The organism is Lysinibacillus sp. FSL M8-0216 (assembly GCF_038595555.1).
GTDB classification, from domain to species: domain Bacteria; phylum Bacillota; class Bacilli; order Bacillales_A; family Planococcaceae; genus Lysinibacillus; species Lysinibacillus fusiformis.
Genome location: NZ_CP152007.1, coordinates 4,301,103 through 4,319,023 on the forward strand (window position 1 = coordinate 4,301,103; position 17,921 = coordinate 4,319,023).

Annotated in this window: 11 protein-coding genes; 5 read left to right on the forward strand and 6 right to left on the reverse strand. The window is 37.3% G+C overall.

All coding sequences use genetic code 11. The features are described from left to right. The first annotated feature begins 3 nt into the window (after window positions 1-3). Complete coding sequence (locus MKX57_RS21375; RefSeq protein WP_342550587.1) at window positions 4-5,088, forward strand: DUF4132 domain-containing protein; 5,085 nt, start codon at window positions 4-6, stop codon at window positions 5,086-5,088. A 47-nt stretch (window positions 5,089-5,135) separates the two neighbouring features. Here the strand turns inward: MKX57_RS21375 and MKX57_RS21380 are convergent, their stop codons facing one another. Further along, entirely contained in the window at window positions 5,136-5,867 is a 732-nt protein-coding gene (locus MKX57_RS21380) for a hypothetical protein (RefSeq protein WP_342550588.1), read from the reverse strand. After that, the gene (locus tag MKX57_RS21385) at window positions 5,860-7,197 is read right to left on the reverse strand and encodes an AAA family ATPase (RefSeq protein WP_342550589.1); all 1,338 of its coding nucleotides are present in this window, start codon (window positions 7,195-7,197) and stop codon (window positions 5,860-5,862) included. Before MKX57_RS21385 ends, MKX57_RS21380 begins: the two co-directional genes overlap by 8 nt. A gap of 119 nt (window positions 7,198-7,316) precedes the next feature. On the opposite strand from MKX57_RS21385, the gene MKX57_RS21390 reads away from it, so the two are divergent. From MKX57_RS21390 to MKX57_RS21405, 4 genes are all read left to right on the forward strand, one after another. Beyond that, the gene (locus MKX57_RS21390) at window positions 7,317-7,859 is read left to right on the forward strand and encodes a hypothetical protein (RefSeq protein WP_342550590.1); all 543 of its coding nucleotides are present in this window, start codon (window positions 7,317-7,319) and stop codon (window positions 7,857-7,859) included. 557 nt (window positions 7,860-8,416) lie between these two features. Beyond that, entirely contained in the window at window positions 8,417-10,165 is a 1,749-nt protein-coding gene (locus MKX57_RS21395; RefSeq protein ID WP_008176967.1) for a HAMP domain-containing methyl-accepting chemotaxis protein, read from the forward strand. Window positions 10,166-10,296: 131 nt separating this feature from the next. Then, a complete protein-coding gene (locus MKX57_RS21400; protein WP_342550591.1) occupies window positions 10,297-13,464 on the forward strand; it encodes an amino acid adenylation domain-containing protein in 3,168 nt (1,055 codons plus the stop codon). Between the two features lie 185 nt (window positions 13,465-13,649). Next, complete coding sequence (locus tag MKX57_RS21405; RefSeq protein ID WP_258955003.1) at window positions 13,650-14,114, forward strand: 4'-phosphopantetheinyl transferase superfamily protein; 465 nt, start codon at window positions 13,650-13,652, stop codon at window positions 14,112-14,114. A gap of 102 nt (window positions 14,115-14,216) precedes the next feature. On the opposite strand, the gene MKX57_RS21410 is transcribed toward MKX57_RS21405, so the two are convergent. From MKX57_RS21410 to MKX57_RS21425, 4 genes are all read right to left on the reverse strand, one after another. After that, complete coding sequence (locus MKX57_RS21410; protein WP_342550592.1) at window positions 14,217-15,227, reverse strand: ABC transporter substrate-binding protein; 1,011 nt, start codon at window positions 15,225-15,227, stop codon at window positions 14,217-14,219. 13 nt (window positions 15,228-15,240) lie between these two features. Further along, a complete protein-coding gene (locus MKX57_RS21415) occupies window positions 15,241-16,002 on the reverse strand; it encodes an ABC transporter ATP-binding protein (RefSeq protein WP_089987153.1) in 762 nt (253 codons plus the stop codon). A 4-nt stretch (window positions 16,003-16,006) separates the two neighbouring features. Next, entirely contained in the window at window positions 16,007-17,056 is a 1,050-nt protein-coding gene (locus MKX57_RS21420) for an iron ABC transporter permease (protein WP_171366050.1), read from the reverse strand. Window positions 17,057-17,299: 243 nt separating this feature from the next. Then, window positions 17,300-17,836 carry a DUF6241 domain-containing protein gene (locus MKX57_RS21425; RefSeq protein WP_089987155.1) on the reverse strand — a complete coding sequence of 179 codons (537 nt, stop codon included), beginning with the start codon at window positions 17,834-17,836 and terminating at the stop codon, window positions 17,300-17,302. Window positions 17,837-17,921 lie beyond the last annotated feature (85 nt).

Below are 17,921 nucleotides of genomic sequence, written 5' to 3' on the forward strand. Positions count from 1 at the left end.
CTCATGACACTATCACATGAACAAAAAACACATTTTCAAAGTATAGTTGACACGGCACCGTCAACAATACAGCCATTAGCAGCCGCATTATTAAAGTATATGGACAATCGTGATTACGATATTGAAAAGCTTATTACAGAACAGCATGTTCAATCACTAGAGGAGCTGTTTAGCGGACAATTATTAGAAGTGCTTATATTATTTTCTTCACAGGAACGCGCGCTCCACATTAAGAAACTAGCTTTACGTTTTGATGCTACGATGTTCCAAACTGATATGTTACGTCGATCATTTCGTTCAGCACAGCCCGTACAAGATCATCTTTTTCAATGTCTACAATTAATAGAAGAAATGCTGACATTTGAAGAAATTAGTCTGGAGGATTTACTAGCTCACCATAGCCAATATGAGCATGGTACCTACCCGAACTATAGCTCCTATGTATTGAAAAACGAAAATGAAAAAGTAATGGGCTTTCATGTCTTTGAGCAATTGCTTGCTGAAGAATTATCCTTAGAAAATCCATTCATTGAAGATAAAGTAGAGAGTATTTTATTTGATGAGCACCACAGTAACTTTTTCGGTCATCCACTCATTCGTGGCATTTTTAAATCAAGCAATAGTCGGATGCATGAAGCGCTTGGAAAATTATTAGTAGCGGCTGCACGTCAAGAAGGGCTTCGACAAGCAATTGTAGAAAATATTGACCACGGGAATCTTGATGCACAGCTCTACATGATGAAACTTATTCAGGAACATCAACTAACAAGGTTCTCCTCTGTTATACGAGCGGTCGATACATGGATGGGGCTTGGCTATAGTAGCTTCGAAAATCAAAAAATAACGGAGGAAGTTTTGTCCTTAGCCATCCAAGCGATGGAAGACGACCATTTCACTGAACAGTTGCTAAAAAGTGAACGGACCATTGATATTTACGTTGCATTATGGGCGACTTCGACAAAAGATTATACGGAGCTAGATGTGCTGTTGGCCGATCTCTTACAGCGAGACAAGCATATTCAACTTACAACATTAGCTTTTTTGAAAAACCTATCAAAAATATCCTTTACAGCGCCTTTCGTGAAGGAATTAATTGTAACAACGAAGGATATCGAAATTTTTGCATTTGCATGGGATAATTTCCTTCATGCCAACCACTATATCAATAGTGAATATGCAAGAGATAATGAATGGGATAAAACACTTCAAAGCTTCATGAAAGACAATACACAGCTACAGGGCATAGAATATGCATTATTTGAACAGCTTGAATGGGCAAAAAATGAAATGACCAAAGATGGGTTATCCATTACAGGCAAGCCTCTATCTTTTGTCTTTGTTCACTTGTCATTCGAAGACTTAATTTCAACACAAATTGTACTTGCGTATTATCTACAAGATGAAGAGTTATTCCAACGAATCATCGCGCATGCAGATGCTTATCCACCATCAAGTAGGATCGGCTTATTGAATATTTATTGTCTGGATCCAATCACACAAGGACAGCGTGAATTTCTATTCAATTCATTACGAGATCGAAGCTCTATCAATCGTTCCCTTGCATTAAAGAAAATACATGCATTGACACCAACCAAAGAAGAAATAACAAAAATCGAGGATCTTTTAGCCAATAAATCTGGGGCTCTGCGGAAAGAAGCTATTTCACTCTTGAAAATTCAACCACAGGATCATATATTGGAAAGTGCTGAACGATTAATAAAAGACAGTAAGCAGCTAAAGAGGCTTGGTGGTCTTGAATTATTGTTAGAGGCATCTAAGGACTACAATTTAGCGAGCGAGCAAATTACGAAATTATGCTCCCTATTACCAAAGATAACAAAAAATGAACAAGTACTATTAGAACAATTAGTAGCAAGAGATGTACCCGAATATAACGAAAGCAATGGCTTTGGTTTATATACACCACATGCTCCTATTCCATACGATCGCATTGCCAATAGCGCGATCAAAATGAATGGTGAGGAACCTTGGCAACAGCTTGTACCTTTATATGTACAAACACCTACACCTATTGAAAAATTCTTTCAATATGATTTAGATAAGCTTCTCTCCAAGCTAGAACAACTTATTCAAATACTTGATGAATATGCTAATTTTGAATATGAAACTTATCAATGGAATGACACTAAAATGTTGACTACTTTAGGGCAAAAATACAGTATCTTGGCCTCTAAAACAGACAGTCAGCGAAATGCCAGTTTAGATGTTTATCCTATACCAGAGGCCATTGTTCAATGGATTAAATCATCATCTTTTAGCGGTGAAGACTTAGCTTATTTCAACTTTTATAATCATCTATCAGAATACCCTGCTACTCATGACCTTTCTGAAGCAGCCCATATTCTTATAAAACCTTTCTTTCAATATGAGGAAATGAAAAAATATGTTGCCCAATTTAACTCCTTGAAATATCACTATACGCTTCAGCAAATCTTTTCAGTTTTGTCGCAAGATATCAAAAATATTTCAGGAGAGACATTGTTGCATAAAGAAGCAGTTTCATTACTTGAACGACATGCACCAGCATTTAATAGCTTTGAACAGGCAACCGGTATCGTGCTTCAGCTATTACATCAAATCCCTGCTGATCAGTGGCGAGTGGATGTAAGAGATAAAGGCTATTACTACTATCAATCTACCTCTACAATTATCGACTTAGATATTATTGAGGCATTTGTCGATCGACTATCTAATTACGCAACTTATGAAGGCTATGCTAAAATGCTTGCCATTAACGAAGAGCTGACAAAGCGTATGCAAAAAGAAAATTATAGCCCAAGTCTCTACGATCTATCATTATTCCAATATTTAGATGCATTTAAAGTTGGCTTATTGACGCAAAACCATTTATATGAAGCTATTTTTACGAACACTCTTGCCTCAGAAATATTTACTGAACCAAGTAAACTGTTGGATCGCTATCAATCTTTTGAAGACTTAGCTGATTTCCTTGCCATTCGTAATCAAGCGATCGATCGCATCTTAGCTATCGAGCTAAAGCGTGGCGATACTCCGACAGCTGTTACCAAGCTTGCTAGTAGCATTTCTTACTTTGAAGGAATCGATTATTTCCTGCAAATTTTACAGGCACTTGATGGTGAAAAGCTTTCACGAGGTTATATATGGCAGGCAGAGACGAAAAAAGATGTCTTCTCTCGCCTTTTAACTAGCTGCTATCCTCAAAAAGAAGAAACCGCACAGCAGTTAAAAGAAGCATGGCAAAAAACAGAGATTTCTAAAGAGCGTTTAATTGAAGCTATGATGTATAACCAGCATTGGATTGACCTTGTCAGCGAGGTGATTGGCTGGGAAGGACTAAAGGAATCTGCTTGGTATTTTATTGCCCATACTACAGATTCTTTATCAGACTTTGCCAAAGATCAAATTGCCCTCTTCTCCAGTATAACGGCAGAAGATTTTCGTGATGGCGCCTTTGATTTAGCATGGTTCCAAAGTGCTTATCAAACACTGGGCTCTAAGAAGTTTAAACTTGTATATGATGCGGCGAAATACGCTTCAGAAGGAGCCAACCACCGTCGTGCTCAGCTTTATGCAGATACAGCCATTGGCACACTTAGTCCAAAGCCATTAATGAAAGAAATTCAGGAAAAGCGCAATAAAGATAAACTGCGTGCACTTGGACTTATTCCGTTAAAAACAACAGATGACAAAGATGCTCTACATCGTTACCAATTTATTCAACAGTTTTTAAAGGAAAGTAAACAATTTGGAGCTCAACGTAGGGCAAGTGAATCACGAGCAGCTAGTATTGCACTAGAAAATTTAGCCCGCAACGCTGGGGACGGAGAAGCTACTCGCTTCATATGGCGAATGGAATTATCAGCCTTTAACGATATTCAGCATTTATTTAAAGCACAGCCTATCGAACAAATAACAGCGCATTTACAAATTGAAGAAGATGCCGCTATTACAATAATCGTTGAAAAAGATGGTAAACGTCTAAAAAACATACCTGCTGCTTTAAAAAAGCATGCTGACGTTGTTACTCTTCAAGAAGCTCGTAAAGATTTACAAGAACAATATAAACGTGCACGTCCAGCACTAGAGCAGGCAATGACATTAGAAACCAAGTTTTCAGCGGAAGAGCTAATTAATTTGTTAGCTCACCCGATTCTAGCCCCGCTTTTACAAAAGCTTGTCTTTATTAGCGGCGAGCATGTTGGGATGATAACACCAGAGGGTTTACAGGTACTATCAGGTAATGTCGTGAATCTTGCTCCGACAACACCCTTAATGATTGCTCACCCTTACCATCTTCTTGAAAGTGGTCAATGGAGACAATGGCAGGCCTATATGTTCGAACACAAAATACAACAGCCATTTAAACAAGTGTTCCGTGAGCTATATCTTATAAATGCAGACGAAAAAGGTCTAAAACAGTCATTACGTTATGCGGGACACCAAGTCAATCCATCCCAAACAGTAGCCTTGCTAAAAACACGAGGCTGGCAAATTAGTTATGAAACTGGACCTCGTAAGGTGTATTACAAAGAAAATATAGTGGCATCCTTGTATGCGCAGGCAGACTGGTTTACTCCAGCAGAAATTGAAGCGCCTGCAGTCGAAGGTGTTTATTTCTACGATCGTTTAACAGGAAAGCATATCGTCTTAGATGATATTCCAGCTGCAATCTTCTCTGAGGTTATGCGGGATATGGACCTCGTTGTCAGCGTTGCCCATGTTGGTGGTGTCGACCCTGAGGCTAGTCATTCCACTGTTGAAATGCGGACTATTATCGTTGAGGAATTGGCAAAATTATTAAAGCTTTCCAATGTAGAAGTGAAGAAACAACATGTCCTTATTGAAGGTAAATTAGCAAGCTATTCTTTGCATTTAGGCAGCGGTGTGGTCCATCAAGTCGGTGGTTCGATGATACCAATTGTCGCAGTCCCTTCTCAGCATCGTGGACGCATATTCTTACCTATGGTGGATGATGATCCACGAACAGCTGAAATTATGTCAAAGCTTTTAATGCTCAGTGAAGATACTAAAATGAAAGACCCAGCCATTTTAGCTCATATTCGTAGCTATGAACAAACGCATTAAAAGGTACAAAACAAAAACAGGTGACGAAACAACATGCGTCACCTGTTTTATTGTACATTTGTTTTTATCATTTCAAATAAAAGAGGTACATTCGTTCCTCGCTGTAATGAATGGCTTCCTTCCATTAAAAACGACCAGCTTTTTTTCATTTTTTCCCTATAAGGTAGTTCAGCATCGACTGGCAAATAAGCCTTTAAATATTCTTCGATCGTACCAGACAAATTTTCTATAAACTCATCTGCCTTGTGGATTTTCTCCGTTGGGATTTCATTACGTTCATCCCATAGTACATGTTCTAAGTTTGTAGAGAAATAAAATAATTGATAAGGCACTTTCAAGCGATTAATACTAAAATGGTCATTCGCAATTAAGATTCTGGCATTCCTCGCCTTCATCTCATTGCGCTGTTCAATTTGCTCTTTACGCTTATCGGACTTCACTAAAATGGCATCCTCTGTATAAAACAATTTTTGCTCGATATTCTCATCGACCTTGACGCATTCTGGTGCAATAAAACAACCGTCTGCATCTGTTATATGAATAACAGCAGTTAAATCCTTCGCTAAAAATTTATATTTATCTAAATAACTCTGGATTACACGGATAACACTGTTTTTTATATTGGGAATGCGTTTATGGGCATCCCATTTTGTCAATACATCCTCACGCTGGACATCAAAACGTATCGTTGTATCCGCGAAGTAAGTATCCAAATAATCCTCTAAAATAATTTGCTCTGTCTGCCCCTCAACAATGATTAAAAGTACCTTTTTAGACATGCTGCACACCTGCTTTACGAAAAGCACGTTTAATTTTAAATGTTTTGGTCTCTTTATAAACCTCTTCATCCTGTCCACCAAGCTGAATAGCTCTCAAGTAGACATCTCTAGCATTATTTATTTCTTTAATACCCTTTAGCTGCATATAACGGTGATTTTCATTCGTTGTCGTGAACCATAAATTTTTAATAGCTAGCACCTCTAACACTCGTAGATTATGGGATGTGAAAACAAGCTGTCCTTTTCCATCCTCATCTATCACTGTTAACAACTCACCTAGCAAATATTCAAAAACGCCTGAATCTAATTCATCAATAACGACACAAGCGTTTGGATTGTTATATACGGCAATCAATACACTAAGAATCGAAATGATCTTCAATATCCCTTCTGACTCTGTTCGCAAGGGTAATTCTTGCTCTCCACGCTGCGATAAAAATTCAAAACGGATGCCTTGTCCCCCATCATCCATTGTCTGCTTTGTAATAATATTGATTTTAATAGTCAGACCTGGAATAATAGCAGCTAGCACTCGGTTACTCTGTTCAATCACTTCACATAAAGCATAGAATTCATCCTCAGGCAATAAGGCAGGACCCTTTAAGTCATATGGAATTTGCCCTCTTGTTTTCTCTAAATGGATACTAAATGGCATAATCCGTTCTTCAAATAACGGGGCAATATTTTGGTTATTCACTACATGTAAATCTCGATTAAAATCAACGGCTATATTTTTGATTAGCTGAATCTCTTGTTCGGTCAACCGTTCCTGTAATAATGGCTTCAAATCCTTATGGAAAAGAAAAGATCTATATTCCTTTCTTGCTAATTGCTGAATAACAAGCAATTGAATACGTGCTTGTTCACTCATATCAGGCAAATTTGAGTTACGTATTTGGATACCTTTCTCTGTCATAGCCATTAACACCTTTGACCGTTTTCCCTTGTCATTTTCTCTATACGTCAGTCGTTCCAGTGTTGTATAGAGCCGATGCTGATCCTCCTGCAGCTCCACATAATAATGGACAAAGAACGTACCAAATTGATTCTCAACTAAAAATTCAAAATCGAGACTGGCTGTATCCTCACCCGCTAAAATTAACCGCTTTTCTTGCGGGGGTAGCTTCACTTCAGCAAGCCAACCTGAAATAAGGGTCTTCAATAAACCAAATGCATCTACAATGGTTGTCTTCCCAGAGCCATTTTGTCCGTAAAGTCCAACCACATTTGCTTGTAAAAAGCTCTCGAAGCTAACTGCTAAAGTAACCTCACCATGTCGTACATTCCGTAAATTTTTTAGTTTGATTTTTTTTATTTTTATGATTGCCATTTACTAAACATCCTTTAGCTCTTTTCCCCTATTATAATGAAAATTGTTATATTTTATAACAATCTCACACTTCATTATCAATTAGCCTATAGCCTATAACATTCACAGTAGGTAGGCATATGTTAAAGAAACATGAAGAAAGGTGTGTTTCATTGGTTTATCCTAGATTGGCTCCTGAAGATTTTAACAGTCAATTCCGTCCAGGTATGAAAATATGGGTGACACTACCTACTGGGACTTATTCAGGTACATTGATTCGAACATTTGGAACAGGAGGAAGAACAGCCGAAATCCAATTAGATAACGGTCAATTGGTGACTGTTGATGTTAGCCAAATAACGGCTGCTGGTACAGGAACACCTCCTGGCAACCCCTATCCACCGCCCTATCCACCACCCTATCCGCCACCTTATCCGCCGCAACCGTACCCACCAAGACCCTATCCGCCACAGCCTTATCCGCCACAACCACCGAGACCATATCCTCCGCAGCCTTACCCACCACAACCACCAAGACCATATCCTCCGCAGCCTTATCCACCACAACCACCAAGGCCATATCCGCCGTTTCCTGGGGGACAATTCCCGGGCTTCCCACCTCCATTATTGCCGGGACTCCCAAACATCTTGCCAGGTATTATCGGCAACCCTAGACAGCCATAAAAAATAAAAGGCTTTCTCTTTGTTCTTTTACGAATAAAGAAAAGCCTTTTTTTACATATTTATATTTTATTTCCATAATAATAACAAAGAACGGCAATAGCATTTTCTAGAAGAAATGACATTCCTTAATAGGTAAAAAGACTTAAAGAGAAATAAAAAAATAAGATTTTAGCCAAATTTTAATTAAACTAAAATTGACTCAGTTTTGAGCATACTTGTTTTTTATATTATTTACCCTTTGAATTTTCATAAAAATATTGTCTAAGCTACAAAATATATAGACTATAACACTAAATATCTTCGTTTACCTATTTAAATCTACACTGCAAATAGTAAGTTTTCTGGGTTGTGAATCATTTTTTTTGGCAGTATAGTAGTTTATTGTTAGGGGATAATTAGATTATTTTTCACTGGTACATATTTATTGAGAATGCATCTGGAATTCTATGAATGACATCTAGACTTTACATTGAATTAGCTTTTATTTCATCGATAACAATACCCATTTCTCATCCTTAACATGAAATAATCGGTATAATATAATTAGGAGGAAAAGCATGAAAAAACGTAAGAAGCAGCATATGTCCATTAGTAAAAAAATAACCGTTATAATGGTAAGTATTTTATTACTGTTTGGGTTAGTTACTTTAGGGCTTTCTTATTATATAGTAAGAAATAGTAATTTAACAGATATGAATCAATCGCTTGATGACAAAGGTATGATCTTAGCCAAAACAATTGATGTGAACACATTGAAATCAATCTTAGATAATCCTTCAGATAGTAACTCTGATGCAATTCGACTGACGAAGGAAATGGATGCTATTAATGATTATTCAGATAGCATTACCAATCTCTTTTTAATTACAGTTGATGGTGAAAATATTAATGCACCTGTCCTATCTTCTAGTATACTTGAACTAGGTGCTGAGTATAATCAGGACATGATTGCTATGGGTTTATCACCTGATTTCCTAGCGAGAATTAAAGAAGTTTTTGAGACAAAAGAAGCTACAGCTACAGATATCTATAGTGATGAGTTTGGTAGCTATAAAACTGGCCTTACACCAATTTTAGATGATGATGGAACTATGCTAGCTGCATATGCTATTGATTATGACGTTTCGATGGTAACTGGCAAGGCTATGTCAGAGGCACTTTGGACATTGGTAGTAACGGTTATTTTCTTAATTGGTTCATCCATTGCTGTGTATACTCTTTTAAGAAAAAAATTAACACCGATTCAACAGCTTTCCCTACAGTCTAAAAAAGTAGCAGAAGGTAATTTAGAGCTCGATCCTCTACCAGTTACTTCAACGGATGAAGTAGGAACGCTTACGCAAAACTTTAATTTGATGATTGAAAATTTAAAAACTGTTATTAAGAGTACAACAAATGTATCTGCACGTGTTTCAAACACAGCCAATATTTTGTCTACGAACATGCAGGAAACTTCTGATTCCTATAATAATGTGACATCTTCTATGCAAGAAATTGCGAGTGCAGCTGATCTTCAAGTTCAAAGAGCCAATGAAAGTACCATTACAATAGAAGAAATGAGTATTGGAATTCAACGTATTGCTATGACATCCAATCAGATTTCGGAATCTTCTATCTTAGCATCTGAGGAAGCTGAAAGAGGGAATGAATCAACTAATAAGTCTGTCGCTCAAATGAATGCGATTAGTCAGGCAGTCAATCAATCAGCAGCATCTGTTAAATTGCTTGGCGATCATTCTAATAAAATTGAAGAAATTGTCGGCATTATTACCGGAATTGCCTCTCAAACAAATCTCCTAGCCTTAAATGCAGCTATTGAAGCTGCCCGTGCAGGAGAAGCTGGCAGTGGCTTTGCCGTTGTAGCTGATGAAGTACGTAAGCTAGCTGAACAGTCTGAGGCCTCAGCCCGAGAAATTTCCACGCTTATTTCTCATATTCAGCACGATACAAATGAATCTGTGAATGTCATGGTTCGTGCGGTAGAGGAAGTCGATCATGGTATTGTCATGATAAACGATTCAGAACAATCATTTAGTCAAATATTAACATCTATTCATCATGTAACTGGACAAATACAAGAGCTGTCCGCAACTATTGAAGAAATGGCGGCTGGCATGGAACAAGTGACTTCCGCAGTTAAAGATATGGAGGACTTCTCCATCAACTCTAAAGAAAGTACAAGAGCAGTAGCTGCAACTTCTGCCTCTCAGCTAAATACAGTACAGCGAGTGTCTGAGGAAGCTCAAGTACTATCCGAGTTATCTGAAGAATTATTGAATGTTGTCAATACCTTTGTAGTGAAATAAAAAGAGAAAGGGCTGCCCTTATACGGTGTTTTTGGTCCCTTAGCTTCTACAGAATACTTTCTGCTGGAGCTAAAGGACTTAAAAATTCCTACATAAGTGACTGCCCTTTTCTAAAATAGGAGTTGTAATGATTGAATAATAAACGAGAATTTGATTGTCCTACATCACAGTTTAAAAAGCATTTTTCTAAACAAGATACGCTACTATCCAATCATACAAAGCTATTAAATGAAGAGGATACTTTAGCCTATCAAACATTAAATCGTACAATGGCTGACTATGATAAAAATATCACGATACCGCAAGTATTTTATCAAGTAGCACAACAGTTTGCAGACCGTATCGCTCTTTCCTATGAAGATGGCAAGATGACCTATCGTCAGTTAAATCAAAAATCTAATCAAGTTGCACATATTCTAATCGCCAATGGTCTACAAAAAGGTGACTATGTGGCAATTATTATGGACCGTAGCAAGGAAACTATCATCAGTTTGTTAGGCGTGCTAAAAGCTGGTGGTGTTTATGTTCCTATTGATCCGAGTTATCCAAAAGAACGTTGCCAATATCTCTTACATGATACTGGTGCACCATTTATCATAACGAAAAACGAATATAATGACTTACTGAATGACCTAATACATAATGAGTTCCAATCACGCACAGTGCTAACAATCAATCAAATGGAGAGTGGCCTTTCACAAGAGGATTTACCATGTAACCTACTTCCATCCGATTTAGCCTATATTATTTATACATCTGGTTCTACTGGTAAACCTAAGGGTGTTTTGCTTAAACATACAGCCGTTATTAACCTAATAACAGATAATCAAAGAATTTACCATTCGACTGAAGAAGATGTATTTTCTCAGTTTATTTCTTACAGTTTTGATCCCTCTGTAACAGAGACTTTTACCGCTTTCTTTTCTGGTGCAAGACTCCATATGCTCGCAAGTATTGAGCGTCTTTCAATAGAAGCATTTGCCGATATGATTGCACGAGAGCAAGTAACAACTGCAACTGTACCGAACGCTTTCTTTACACAACTAGCCACACATTTACCTATAGATTATCGGGACAAGTTGATGACGCTACAATATCTATCGGTTGGCGGCGAAGCCCTATTGCCTGCTATTGTCCAAAAATGGCAAGAAAAATTCGGTTATTCTACAGAAATTATTAATGTCTATGGACCAACTGAATGTACAGTTTTAACCTCCTACTTCAAGATAAAAAGTCAGTTAACAGACATGCAATCAAGTATTCCTATTGGCAGACCAATTGCCAATTATGAGATGTATGTGGTGAATAAGGATGAACAGCTTTGCCCGGTTCATGTAACAGGCGAATTATGTATTGCAGGAGCTGGCCTAGCAGCAGGATATTTACATCAACCTGAAAAAACAGCAGAGGCCTTTGTTCCTCATCTGTTTAAACCAGATCAAAAAATGTATCGAACAGGTGATTTAGTCCGCCTATTACCTAGTGGTGTCATTGAATTTGTAGGACGGAAAGATTCACAAATTAAAGTAAGAGGCTTTCGTATTGAGCTTGGAGAAATTGAGACCGTTCTAAGCAATCATCCTATCATTCAGGAATCTGTGGTCATAGCTAAGAAAATGTCTGACGGCCAAAACCATTTATTTGCTTACTACACAGCGGCAAATGGTATACAGCTAGAGGAACAAGTTTTAAGAGACTACTTAAACAATCTTTTACCAGATTATATGGTACCTGAACGATTCATCGAATTGCTAGAAATGCCACTATCCCCTACTGGCAAAATCGATCGCAAGCAGTTGGCTACATTGGATGTAACATTATCACGGAGTCATCTATACGTTGCCCCTGAAAATGATACACAGCTTTTACTAGCGAATGCATGGGAGTATGTACTTGGCAACAGTCCAATAGGCATTCACGATAACTTCTTTCACATTGGTGGACATTCATTAAAAGTACTTGAAATTCTTGTCCAAGTGAAGAAGCATATACCATTCCTAAAGATTCAGGATTTTTTCCAATATCAAACGATTGCTGAATTAGATCAATATATTGGCAACTATCAGCCTGAAGATTTGGACGTGGAAACAACACCTAAAAACTTTGTCTATAAGGATTTAATGGAGCCTAGTAAGCTTCCAGTTTCAGAAACGGTGAAGCCGTTACCGATGACTTCGGTTTTATTAACAGGTGCGACAGGTTATTTAGGAAGCCATGTATTATACGAGCTGCTAGTGACAACAAAAGCGCATATCTATTGTCTTATTCGACCAAGTGAAAAGGCCACTTTAGAGGATAAGCTAAAGGACAGTATGCAATTTTACTTTGGACATACCATCACTAAACATATGGAGAATCGAATAACCGTCATTCAAGGCGATTTAGGAAAGAAGAACATTCATTTAACTAGCGAAGATAAACAGGTTCTAATAGAAGAAATCGATGCCATCATCCACTGTGGAGCCGATGTACGTCACTTCGGAGCAACGGATCATTTTAATAATGTTAATGTAAATGGGACACGTTATTTACTTGAATTGGCAAAGGGTAAACCTGGTATTCATTTTCATTATGTATCAACAATCGGCATTCCAGAGGAGCTCGCTGCCATTCAATGGGGACCAGATGAGGCAAAAGGCGATTTCAACTACGATATGCAGCTTCGTAGTGTCTATACACAAAGTAAGCTGGAAGCAGAAAATCTCGTAAGAAATGCTGTACATGACGCGATTCCTATTTCTATCTATCGTGTAGGTAATTTAAGTTGTCATTCTGAAACAGGAAAATTCCAACGAAATATCAATGATAACGCCTTTTACCGAATGATTAAATCTATGCTTTATTTAGGTAAAACACCTTCCGTACAATGGCATGTAGACTTCACACCGATTAATTATGCTAGCCAAGCATTAGTATGCCTAGCTAATCAACCAGCAGCAAATGGACATGTCTTCCACCTATGTAATCCTGTATCACTTACTTATTTAGAATTAATCGACATGATAAAGGAGTTTGGCTATGATTTACAAGTCATGACAAAGCAAGAGTATACAAATTGGCTATTACATGATGACCATTCTATAGAAGTACAAGAATATTTAGCTTTAGCTATTGCACAGCTAGAAGGTGATGGAGCTAGTGACTCCCCATTTATCTTTAACTGCAAAAAAACGATTGAATTTCTAGCAAATGCAAGTATTGAATGTGCTGTACCAAATACAGCATTTATTCATCAAATGATTGAATATGGGATCGAAATAGGTTACTTTCCTGAGCCCAAACAAGTCAATATACGATGAACACAAATGATATACAGCTTTTTGCACTCCCATTAGGGGGACAGTTAACTTCCGAAGAATGGAATGCGTTTACTATAATGCTCCCTTTTCATGTCCAAAAAAATATCAGGCAGTACAAGCAATGGCAGGACCGCCAAAGAGCCTTGCTAGGTAACACCCTTATCAGGTGGGCGCTCCTCCCATTCATGAATAAGGCTGTATGCCATATTACTCAAGACATTTATGGTCGTCCAACTGTAGCGAATCACAAACACTGGGAAGGCGATTTTAATCTCTCTCACTCTGGTGATTGGATTGTCCTGGCCCTAACAACAAACGGGCGAGTAGGCATTGATGTTGAAAAAATAAAGCCAGTGAATAAAGATATTATGCACTATGCATTATCTAAACAAGAGTTCCATATGGCCCTTCATCAGCCTCTACATGCTTTTTATGAACTTTGGACATTAAAAGAGGCTCTTTTTAAAACAGGCTTATTTCCTAACCTATCGCCTCACTTGCTTGATACTATTGATATTAAAACGACAAGAGCAGATCTTTCAACGCAATTACTTTATCTTGATCAACGTCATCCTGTCACCATATGCTGGAACAATAGCTCTACCAATGTAAAAATAACAACATTAAATAGACAGCAGCTTCTACAGTAATCAAACAAGGAGGAGAAAACTATCATTTCTCCTCCTTGTTTATGAACAAAAAAGCTGCCTATTATGTCTGTTTTATAGACCAATGGGCAGCTCCAATACAGTTTATTTAAATAAATCTGGATACATTTCTTTCGCTAAGGCTTCCATACCATCTATTGTATTATAGCCATAACCAAACATATAATTGTAATCTACAATATAAATTTGTTTGTTTTTAATAGCCTTCATGCTCGAAAGCTTAGGGTTAGCATAGATTTCTTCACGAACTTTTGTCAGATCAGAACCATCCCAGTTTGGAAGAATTAACACATCTGGATCAGATGCAATTACTGTTTCCACACTAACATCTCCTGTTTCATCTTTGAAAATATTATCTAGCTTAACCATTTTAAATGCGTCATTAAAGAATGTTTCATCATGTGCTGGGTATACAAAAAGTTCCTTTGGATCATTTGTATGCAAATAAGCAAATGTTTTTTCTTCTTTAATACTTTCTAATTTAGAAGTAATGTCTTGTTGTCGATCTTTTAATTCTTTAATGAAGCTAGTTGCCTTGTCTTGAACATTGAAAATTTCACCGATATTTTCGATGTCTTTATAAATAGAATCATACGTGCCACCTGTGATTGATGATTCTAAAACAAATGTTTTAATACCCATTTCGTTTAGTGAATCTACTGTGCCTACTCCCCATTCAGCATTATCAAATAAGCCACCACGACCAAATACTAAATCTGGATTAGTTCCTAATGTAACCTCTTTCCCTACATATTCATCACTTAATATATTTAATTTTGAGTATTCCTCTTCCACAGATTTATCGACAGCACCAAAGTTTGCACCAACACCAACGATTTTATCGCCTAGTCCTAAATGCAATAATAATTCTGCTGCTGGGCGTGTGTTTGCCATAATTTTTTCAGGTGCCTTATCGAATACTTGATCTTTCTTGTCCCAAGTCGAACCACCTTCAGCCTTTGTAAAGTTTTCAATAGTTAATGGATAATGCTCTTTTGTTTGTGCTTCTTCTGAAGTATTTTTGCTAGTATTACCGCAAGCTGTTAACGTTAATAAAGCGGCCAAACCAATTCCTAGTAATAATTTTTTCTTCATGTTGTTGCTCCTCCTATAGTCCATATGCAAATCCTAATCCATTCGTCACTGGATTAGTAAACGTTTGACACTTAATATGATATAAAGCTTCTATTATTTCGGGTGTTAAAACTTCCTCGGGCGTACCATGCGCATAAACCTCACCATCTTTTACTGCGTAAAGATAATCACAGTAATGTGCAGCCATTTCTAAATCATGAAGTGCTGCTAACACTCCAATATTTAAGCTTCTCACACAAGAAAGTATTTCAATTTGATAACGAATATCTAGATGATTCGTTGGTTCATCTAAGATCATAAATTTAGGCTGCTGGGCAATTGTTCTCGCTAAAATAACCCGTTGCTTTTCGCCACCAGATAATGAAAGGAAACTACGTCCCTTGTAAGCTTGTAAGTTCGTGCGTGCTAATGCCTCTTCGACAATTTCAAAATCATTTTGATTATCAGACTCTAACATTTTTTTATGAGGTGTTCTGCCTAACATCACCATTTGCTGAACGGTTAAATCAAAATGCATTTCATTGAATTGCCCTACCACCCCTAAATGCTGTGAGATTTTCTTTTCTGGGCTTTTCAAAACGTCTAAATCATCTAAAAAAACCATCCCTTTTTGTGGCACTAAGCTTTTATAAATACTTTTCAGTAAAGTTGACTTTCCGCATCCATTTGGTCCGATTAAGCCCACAAATTGCTGCTTGTTTACATGAATGGAGATGTTTTTTACAATTTCCTTCTTTCCTATCTTTACTTCTATTTCCTTCGCTACTAATTCCATTGTTCTACCCTCCGAAGTTGTAACCTTTTTTTACAATCATATAGATAAATAATGGTGATCCAATGACAGAAGTAATGATGCCAATCGGTAGTTCAACATTCTCGATCAATGTTCGAGACAAAATATCTGCCCATATCATGAAAAGTCCTCCTAAGAGTAACGTTCCTAGCATTAATCGTTTATGATCCGCCCCGAAAATCCCTCTCGTAATATGTGGAATAATTAAGCCAACAAAACCAATCATACCTGCATAAGCAACCATCGTTCCTGTTATTAGCGATGTGAGAATCATATACAATTTACGGTAAACACTTAAATTGATACCTAATGTGATAGCAGATTCATCTCCAAGTAACATCGTATTCAGCACTCGATGTTGAAAAAGAAATAATGCAGCTCCTAATACGATGACGATTGCTAAAATCGGTGTTTTATCCCAGCTTGCAGAGGCTAAACTTCCCATAGACCAAAAAGTAACGGTTTTTATGCCCTCAGCATTATTGGCAAAAAAGATAATAAGACTTGAAAATGAGCTACATAATGCACCTATCACAACACCAGATAAGACGAGCTTTACCGATGTTGCTTTACCACCAATACTAGATAAAATTAGCACGGCCATAGAAGTAAGCATGGCTCCTGCAAATGCGCCAAAGGCAACCCCGAATTGTGCCAGCAATGCACTGCTGCCAAAGCCAACTAAAATGGCAAAGGTTGCACCCAATGATGCCCCTGAAGAAATACCAAGTATGTATGGATCAGCAAGAGGATTTTGTACAACTGCTTGCATCACAGCCCCACATAAAGCAAGTCCAATACCGATGAGCAGTGCAAAAATAACACGTGGCATTCTGACCTGTAAAATAATATTCAAATAGGACTCACTATCCACACTATCGAGTGTGCCAAACTTTCCATTAGATACAGCATGCAACAAGATATCCATTGATTGCTTGAAGGGTATACTGACCTGACCAATTGATACAGAAAAAACGGCAGATATTATAATGGAGCCGATTAATAGCAAGATGATGACATAATATATATTGCCCATCCCTATTCTGTTAGCTTCCTGATTATCCAAAATGTCACCTCAATTATCCAAATTATCTCAAATGATAACGATTATCATTATCATTTTACATTTCGTATTGTAAGGGATAATCTAAGGAAAAACAACAGGAAAATTTTTTTATTAGATTTTTTTATTAAAAAACACAAAAAACTAGCTCTCCATTTTTTAACTGCAGACTGGTAAAGGGCCGACAAATAAAAAAATAACACCCTTTGCTGAGTGTTATTTATCATATAAATCTGCTTTTAAATTGTGTTCAATATAAGCTCGCTCCTCTTCGGGTCTCAATAGACGCGTCGCTCTTCCTGAATTTCTTGATTCTTCGCCACCTTGCATCTCCCAAATTGCGTTATGATCCTCTACAGCATGAGAAAAATCACCCTTCGACCATCTTTCCAATATTGAAATGTAAAGTTCTTTATATTTATAATCGTTCATTTTGCATACAGCCAACAATCGATCAACTTTTTCTTGTGTGATTTCAGTGTGGCCCCATTTTACACTAGCTTCAACTTTTTGGTGGGACATGTTATGAATGGCTTCGTTTACTTTGTGTTCTATTAAATTGTCAGGATAAAGCAATTCTTCTTTTGTAACAGGTTTACTTTCAAGAATTACACCATCATTTTCAACAATTGCTTTTTCTTTTTCAGGGACAGGCTTCTCCATATGTTCAGTGGATTTAATATAACCAAATGCTCCACCGAAAATGATGAAAATGACAATGATACTGATAACCGATTTTGTTGTTCTCTTCATGTTATAACCCCTCAGTAATTTTTTATCATTATATATTGGTTTATATTATGCAATTAGGATAATAATAACAGAAAGTTGTAACAGG